Here is a 7,883-nt window from a genome sequence, read left to right on the forward strand (position 1 = left end):
TCGTCCTCCCTAATAACTGTTATCTTAATCTATATTATGTTCGATACTTTTTTTTGTTCCTTAAGAATAAAAACATTTTATTGTTGAAAAATTGGAAAGATAATGTTAATATAATATTAAACAAATGCTTATCGATATAAGCAAATATTTATTTCAGGAGATAAATATGACTGATAGAGAAAAAGAAATTTTAGATATTTTGAAAGAAAATCCTATGATTTCTCAACAAGAACTAGCGGATAGACTATCTATAACTCGTTCTTCCACTGCAGTACATATAACTAACCTAATGAAAAAAGGTTATATCAGGGGAAAAGGTTATATATTAAATAAAAGTAATTATGTAACTGTAATCGGCGGTTCTAATATGGATATTCAAGGGTCTACTAACTCACCTCTTGTTATGTTTGACTCTAATCCAGGTAAGGTTGATATATCTTTAGGTGGTGTCGGGAGAAATATAGCTGAAAATATGTGTAGATTAGGGGTAGATACTAAGCTTATTTCTGCCATTGGAAATGATTTATATGGAAATAAGATACTATCAGAATGTAAAGGACTTGGAATAGATGTTGAAGATTGCTTTGTTTCCAATGAAATGCCGACTTCAATATATGTTTCAATATTAAATGATTCTAATGATATGCAAGTAGCTATATCTCATATGGACATTTTAGAAAAAATAGATACTTCATATATAAACTCAAAACATCAGTTTATTAATGAGTCATTAGCAATTGTAATAGATACAAATTTATCTAAAGAGGCTATAGAATATATAACCTCTAAGTATTCTCATATTCCTATATTTGTTGATACTGTTTCAACAGCAAAGTGTATGAAGATAAAAGATATAATAGGACGATTCCACACTGTAAAGCTAAACAAACTTGAAGCCGAAGCTTTATCTGGAATAGAAATAAATAATTTAAAAGACTTAGAACTTTGTTCTAAAATCCTATTAGATCAAGGAGTAAATAAAGTATTTATTACACTTGGAAAAGATGGTGTATTTTCTGCAGCTAAAGAAAATTCCATTAAATTAGATGGAGTAAAGGTTGATATAGTTAATGCAACAGGGGCAGGAGATGCATTTACAGCTAGTTTAGTGTATTGTCATATGAATGATTTTGACCTAGAGTATACAACTAAATTCTCTGTAGCATCATCAATAATAGCGCTATCACATAAAAATACAATAAATCCAAATATGTCTGTAGACAATGTTGAAAAAATACTTAAGGAGATGATTTTATGTTAGAAAAATATTTACAAGTACATCCAGAAGTTAAAAAAGCTATAGAAGCAGGGGAACCAGTAGTTGCATTAGAGTCTACTATAATTTCTCATGGTATGCCATATCCTAAAAATGTAGAAATGGCAAAAAACGTAAGTAAAATAATAAGAGAAAATGGAGCAGTTCCAGCTACAATTGCTATCATAGATGGTGTGTTAAAAGTTGGCCTTACTGAAGAAGAAATAGAATTCTTAGGAACAAGCAAAGATGTTGTTAAAGCTAGTAGAAGAGATTTACCTTTTATTATATCTAAAAAATTAACTGGTGCTACTACAGTAGCTACTACTATGATATTAGCTGATTTGGCAGGAGTTAGAGTATTTGCCACTGGTGGAATTGGTGGAGTTCATAGAGGAGCAGAAAAAACTTTCGATATATCTGCTGATTTACAAGAATTAGCTAATACAAATGTTGCTGTTATATGTGCAGGAGCTAAATCTATATTAGATATAGGTTTAACATTAGAATACTTAGAAACTAACGGTGTACCTGTAGTAGGATTTGGTACAGATGAATTCCCTGCTTTCTACACAAGAAGAAGTGGATTTGGTGTTGACTATAGAGTAGATTCTTCTATGGAAGTTGCTACTGCTTTAAAAGCTAAATGGGACTTAAATTTAAAAGGTGGTATGGTTATAGGTAATCCAATACCTACAGAACATGAAATGGATTATGATACTATAACAAATGCTATAGAATCTGCTTTAAAAGAAGCTGAAGAGAAAAATATAGCAGGTAAAAAAGTTACTCCTTTCTTATTAGATAAGGTTAAGACAATAACTGCTGGTAAGAGTTTAGATTCTAACATAGAGTTAGTTTATAACAATGCAAGAGTTGCAGCTCAAATAGCGAAAGACTTAGCAGACATAAACAACTAATATAGTACCATTAGATTATTATTGACTTAGGTATTAAAACTATTAATTTTATAATAATATATCTAATAATTTATTATACTTAAAATGCACATTAGTAAATAATGTGCATTTTGTTATGTTATAGAATTAAAATTTTCTACATTATCAAACTTATTGTACTTGGAAAATCATATTACTTCATATCTAATTCTTCTTTAGCTAATTTAGGTACGTCGTTAATATTTACTTCCTCAAAACTATCAACCCCATAGATATCTTTTTTTCTCTCCAGTACCTCCAACATGTACACATATATATGCACCTTTCTTCAAGTTTTTATCTGCATAAAAACTTACCTTAATTGACTTACCTTTTTTGTTATAGGCTGTTGTTTCATATTTGTATATCCAAGGATTTTTTTCTTTGTTATTTTCAATCACACCATCTTGTTCTATTTTTACAAAATACTTATCAGTTCTAATTGATGTTCTCATTTCATCTAAAAAAAGATCTTTGTTTATCTTAACCCCCATATATATACCTAGTGTTAAGATACCTATAATAATTATACAAATCAAATTTTTAAAATAATTCTTTTCTTTTTTCAAAATTATTAACTCCTTTATTATCTATTTTTTCTTTATTTGATTACAATATATTATTATTCTAAAATCAATATATTTTATTGTTTTTTCAATAAATAATATATATTATTAACTAGATATAAAGTTACGAAAATAAAAAAGAACATATAAATATATCAATTATAAACAATCTTCTGCAAACATATTTAAAGCACTAACTAAAAAAGGTTACTCCAATAATTCAAAATCATCAGAGTAACCTACATATTAATCTTCTTTTAAGTTAGGTATTACTTTTTTTATTTCTTCTATTTGATGCCATGTTCTTTCTAGACTGTTTTCAGATATATAGCTTTTTACTTCACTTAAGTTTGTAAATTCCTTTACTGATAAATCATCCTCTTCGTTCATGTATCTTAGAATAAACATAAATTTACCTTACTTTCCACAACACTTCTTATATTTCTTTCCACTTCCACATGGACAAGCGTCATTTCTTCCAACTTTTTCTTCTTTAACAACTGTCTTAGATGTCTTGTAAGCTTTTTGTAATTCTTTTCTCTTAGCTTCTGGTAATATTTCATTCCAGCCTGGTAAGTTATATAACCAATGAGCTTCTACAGCTACCATGTTGTAGTATAACTTTTCCCAATCTATATCTAATTTTATAGTGCTATCTGCCTCTATAGTTTCTAATGTTATGTCTTCTTTTAAACTTTCACTTATTCCATCTATGAATCCCATGAAGTATTCAACTGATGTATTGTACTTAGCAGCTAATTCGCTAACTACACCTTCTACAACTTCTTGCTTATTGTTTAATAACTCGTTGTATATTGAAGCTTCTACCTTTAAATAATCTTCCCAGAACTTTACTTCTGCTTCTTGACTTTCATGGTTATCACTTAAGTTTCTCCATTCAGTATATAAACTCATACGTTTTTCCTCCTAAAACCTTCTATAATATAATTATTAGATTAACTCTTCTATTATATCACAATTAAATAATTCTTTTAATACTTTTATAGCATACTCTTGGTCTATAAAGAAAGGGCTACTTGCTATAGTTATAACTTTGGCACCTTTTATTAATTCCTTTATTTTAGATACTCTCTTATCATAAGAAATATACTCCATATCTTTAGAAAATATGTCTAAATCTATATCTAGCACATACTCTCCTTCTATATCCATTTCAAATCCATAAGAACTATCAATTATTATTACTTCTGAAAAAATATTGTGCTTTAATGCTGGCTGTATAAAGTTACCTACATTAAGTACTTCATTTGTATATCTAAATACATCATCAAGACTATTCATATCTACATTGTAATTTTCAGGTTCCCTCATATCTTTATGTTGGTCTACATGTACTAATTTACAACCTTTTTTAAACTTATTTGATTTTAAGCTATTTATCCAAAAATAAAGAGCATGGTTGTGGTTATCGAAAATATAAATGTCCTTATCTTCTTTTTTATAAAAAACCATATTTTTAAGACCCTTAGCCTTTATCTCTTTATCTTCATCAATCTCATTAAACACTATTTCTTCACCAACAGCAACATCTTCTAAAGTACCTTCTATTAATGACGGTACAAATATACTTTTATTACTTCTTTCCTCATAAGAAAATATATTATTTCCCATTGGTCTATCTATATAAAATCCTTTGTATCTATCCATAATATCTCCTTTTATTTTAATTTATTGTCTAAATTATTATACTATATAGTTTACATTTTTTTATTTTCTAATTACCTACCTTTTATCTTACACTAATGTAATCAATCTGTTATCTGTACGTAAGGCTTTTTTTGTATATTTATCTTATAATATGTATATAGAAAGAACAACTTATTTAAATTTTAAAATATCAATTATTTAACATAGACTATTAAATATTTTAGGAGGAATTATAAAATGATAACATTAATATTAACAACAATATTTTTTATACCTTTAGCTTTAACATTTTTAGCTTATGCAACAACTGATGGTTTTTGTGTTAATCCTATACAATATAATACTGAAGAAGATTCTATAGACTTAATAAATCTAAATAATGCTTTAGCATTAAGTTTTGATAATAACTTATAAATTTAAAAGCGAAGTACTTCCAGATTATTAAATAATTTTGAAGTACTTCGCTCTTTTGCTTATATAAAAATATTTCTCAATTTATCAAATACAATGTTTTTATTTAACAAATAAATTCCAAGGATGTTCTTGTGGTGGTTCACAAACAAACTCCATTCTTTCCTTTGTTGTAGGATGGTCTATTTCTATCTTATGAGACCATAAAGCTATTTGCTGTCCAACTTTATTTACATCTTGTCCATATCTTTGGTCTCCAAATAGAGGATGTTTTCTACTTGAAAATTGTACCCTTATTTGATGAGGTCTTCCTGTTTTTAAGTCTATTTCAACTAAGCTAAATTTACCCTTAGTACTTAAAGTTTTATAACTTAATTCAGCATTCTTTGCTTCTTTATGGTCTTTTTTTACTACACTAACCATATTAGTTTTTTTATTCTTATAAAGATAATCTTTTAAAGTATCACTTTCATTGTTCATTGTTCCATGTATAACTGCTCTATATGTTTTTTTAAAAGTTTTAGTTCTTACTTGATCAGATAATCTTGAAGCAGCTTTTGATGTTTTGGCAAACACCATAACTCCACCAACTGGTCTATCTAATCTATGTACTAATCCTATATAAACATTTCCTGGCTTGTTGTACTTTTCTTTTACATATTGCTTTAAAAGATTTACCATATCTTTATCATTTGTATCATCACCTTGAGATAGTATATTTACAGGTTTTTCTACAACTAGTAAATGATTGTCTTCGTATATGACTTTAATCATTACTTAGACTCCCATCTTCCAAATATACCACATGGTAATACCTTACCATCTTTAGATGCAGGTATACCTATCTCTCCGCCATATATTTTACCACCTTTAGCCTTCTTAGCTACTGTAGCATCTAATATATGTTCAAGTATTATTGGTGATAATCCTGTTGTATATGAATTTATTAAGAAGAATAAAGGTTTATCTGATAATACTTTTGTGCATAACTCAACTAAACCATATAACTTATCTTCTATTTGCCATACTTCTCCCTTTGGTCCTCTTCCGTATGAAGGTGGGTCCATTATTATAGCATCATATTTATTACCTCTTCTTATTTCTCTTTCTACGAATTTAACAACATCATCAACTATAAATCTTACTTTTCTATCCCCTAAGCCTGATGTATGTAAATTTTCTTTAGCCCAAGTTACCATACCTTTAGATGCATCTACATGGCATACTTCTGCTCCTGCTGCTGCACAAGCTACTGTTGCTCCACCAGTATATGCAAATAAGTTAAGTACTTTTATTGGTCTACCTGCATTTCTTATTTTATCCATTGACCAATCCCAGTTAGCTGCTTGTTCTGGGAATAATCCTGTATGCTTAAATCCTGTTGGACTTATATTAAACTTTAATTCTTTGTAGCTAACAGTCCATTTCTCTGGGTACTTTTTTTTATGCTCCCATTGTCCTCCACCTCTACTACTTCTGTGGTAGTGTCCATGAGGATTTTTCCATAATCCACTTTCATGTGGTATTGGCCACATAACTTGAGGGTCTGGTCTTCTTAAAACTATATCTCCCCAACGTTCTAATTTTTCTCCGTTACCCATATCTATAAGTTCATAGTCTTTCCATTTATCTGCTAATAATAACATTTATGTCCTCCTAAAGTTTTTATTCTTAATCTATGTATTATATCATATATTTAACTAATATTTTCGGTATTTTCCATACTTTATATACTTATTCTTATGTATATATAATTTTATTTTTTATTAATTTTATTTAGTTTCCTAGCATATTCTATATAATAATTGATTTTTAATAGGGGGCGATTTTATGATGAGAAATTCTCAAGTTGGATACAACTGTATATATAATTTGTTGCATGTAAAATTTAATGAAGACTTTGAGCGAGATGGAAAATTTTCATACGATTTACAGTATCCTTCTTTTTATGCTTTTAAAAATACATATTTTAAGGTTAACCCTTCTATACTTTCCCAATTAAATAGTACTATAAAGGCCAATGTCAATGACTTTAAGGAAGGAACCTTAAAAGAAGAAGAAGAAATGGATAGAAAGTTTAATATTATGTCATGCTATGCTGTTACATTTAATAAAAACTATGTACTAAGCTCAATATTAACACTTAAAGGATTTGTAGAAAATGAAGGCCTACTTTATAACCAACTTAATAATTTTAATATTGACTTAAATAATGGAAAAACTATCTACCTTAGAGATATTTTTAAAGAAAATGTTGATTATATAACACTTATTACTAACTATGTTAATTATAAAATAAGTCAAAATAGAGATTTATATTATGAAAACTACGATTTATATATTCCAGAAGATCAGGCTTTTTATATAACAGATGACGGAATCGTTATATACTTTGAGTTAGATGAGATAGCACCTAAAGATATAGGAGTACCTAAGTTTAAAATGTCCTTTGAAAAATTTGCCCCTTACATTAATCCTAGGTTCTTTTGTTCTCCTCAAAATATTAACACTTTAAATAGTAGACACTTTAGATATTACCTTAGAAAAAATATGTAATTACAAAAAGAGTATGACGAAGTCATACTCTTTTTAAATAATTTTTGTGATTCTTAATGAGTAAATCCATATTTTTTATTTTCTTGTTTTTTACCATGAACTAATACATTGGCATTATTTAAATCATTTATAGCCATTTTTAAGTCTCTTATGAATAATTCAGCCATATCATGACTTAAGTCTGCTCTACATACTATACGTTGTATTATTGTATTTTGTAGATTAATTGGTAATGGATATGCTGGTATTTGCCATCCTTTCATTGCTAATCTATCTGCTAAATCATATAATGTCCATTCTACATTTACATCATCTTTTAATCTATAACATACTATTGGTAAATTTTCTCCATCATTATAGATTTTGAATAAACCAGTAGCTTCTATTTCTCTACTTAAATACATTGCAACATCTTTTGTACGTTGATGTATTTGTCTATATCCTTCAAATCCAAGACGTAAGAAGTTATAATATTGTCCTATAACTTGA

At 28.0% G+C, this 7,883-nt stretch carries 11 protein-coding genes; 4 read left to right on the forward strand and 7 right to left on the reverse strand.

Going from position 1 to position 7,883, the window contains the following annotated elements; genetic code table 11:
* The first annotated feature begins 166 nt into the window (after positions 1 to 166).
* Positions 167 to 1,261 carry a PfkB family carbohydrate kinase gene (locus I2H23_RS11815; protein WP_166506124.1) on the forward strand — a complete coding sequence of 365 codons (1,095 nt, stop codon included), beginning with the start codon at positions 167 to 169 and terminating at the stop codon, positions 1,259 to 1,261.
* A complete protein-coding gene (locus I2H23_RS11820; RefSeq protein WP_092921546.1) occupies positions 1,255 to 2,175 on the forward strand; it encodes a pseudouridine-5'-phosphate glycosidase in 921 nt (306 codons plus the stop codon). The genes I2H23_RS11815 and I2H23_RS11820 overlap by 7 nt, the downstream gene beginning before the upstream one ends.
* 239 nt (positions 2,176 to 2,414) lie before the next feature.
* Here I2H23_RS11820 and I2H23_RS11825 read toward each other — a convergent pair whose 3' ends face one another.
* The 4 genes from I2H23_RS11825 to I2H23_RS11840 form a co-directional block, all read right to left on the reverse strand.
* Complete coding sequence (locus tag I2H23_RS11825; RefSeq protein ID WP_195581677.1) at positions 2,415 to 2,762, reverse strand: YxeA family protein; 348 nt, start codon at positions 2,760 to 2,762, stop codon at positions 2,415 to 2,417.
* A 243-nt stretch (positions 2,763 to 3,005) separates the two neighbouring features.
* Positions 3,006 to 3,149, reverse strand: a complete 144-nt coding sequence (locus I2H23_RS11830; RefSeq protein ID WP_176698618.1) for a hypothetical protein — start codon at positions 3,147 to 3,149, stop codon at positions 3,006 to 3,008.
* A 27-nt stretch (positions 3,150 to 3,176) separates the two neighbouring features.
* A complete protein-coding gene (locus tag I2H23_RS11835) occupies positions 3,177 to 3,674 on the reverse strand; it encodes an SEC-C metal-binding domain-containing protein (protein WP_092921552.1) in 498 nt (165 codons plus the stop codon).
* A 36-nt stretch (positions 3,675 to 3,710) separates the two neighbouring features.
* Entirely contained in the window at positions 3,711 to 4,427 is a 717-nt protein-coding gene (locus tag I2H23_RS11840; RefSeq protein ID WP_092921554.1) for a UPF0489 family protein, read from the reverse strand.
* A 237-nt stretch (positions 4,428 to 4,664) separates the two neighbouring features.
* Between I2H23_RS11840 and I2H23_RS11845 the strand changes: the two genes are divergently transcribed.
* Positions 4,665 to 4,841, forward strand: coding sequence for a hypothetical protein (locus I2H23_RS11845; protein WP_195581678.1), 177 nt, complete (start codon positions 4,665 to 4,667; stop codon positions 4,839 to 4,841).
* Between the two features lie 99 nt (positions 4,842 to 4,940).
* Here I2H23_RS11845 and I2H23_RS11850 read toward each other — a convergent pair whose 3' ends face one another.
* Both I2H23_RS11850 and I2H23_RS11855 read right to left on the reverse strand, forming a co-directional pair.
* Positions 4,941 to 5,612, reverse strand: coding sequence for an RluA family pseudouridine synthase (locus tag I2H23_RS11850; protein ID WP_195581679.1), 672 nt, complete (start codon positions 5,610 to 5,612; stop codon positions 4,941 to 4,943).
* Positions 5,612 to 6,484 (reverse strand): class I SAM-dependent methyltransferase, encoded by an 873-nt coding sequence (locus I2H23_RS11855; RefSeq protein WP_092921558.1) that lies wholly within the window; start codon positions 6,482 to 6,484, stop codon positions 5,612 to 5,614. Before I2H23_RS11855 ends, I2H23_RS11850 begins: the two co-directional genes overlap by 1 nt.
* 184 nt (positions 6,485 to 6,668) lie before the next feature.
* Here I2H23_RS11855 and I2H23_RS11860 point away from each other — a divergent pair, with 184 nt between their 5' ends.
* Positions 6,669 to 7,394, forward strand: coding sequence for a DUF3298 and DUF4163 domain-containing protein (locus tag I2H23_RS11860; RefSeq protein ID WP_243240042.1), 726 nt, complete (start codon positions 6,669 to 6,671; stop codon positions 7,392 to 7,394).
* 53 nt (positions 7,395 to 7,447) lie between these two features.
* Here the strand turns inward: I2H23_RS11860 and I2H23_RS11865 are convergent.
* On the reverse strand, positions 7,448 to 7,883 hold a 436-nt coding region (locus I2H23_RS11865; protein WP_243240043.1), incomplete at its 5' end, for a pyridoxal-dependent decarboxylase.

The sequence above is a fragment of the Romboutsia sp. BSD2780061687b_171204_C1 genome (assembly GCF_015560225.1).
Taxonomy (GTDB): domain Bacteria; phylum Bacillota; class Clostridia; order Peptostreptococcales; family Peptostreptococcaceae; genus Romboutsia_C; species Romboutsia_C hominis.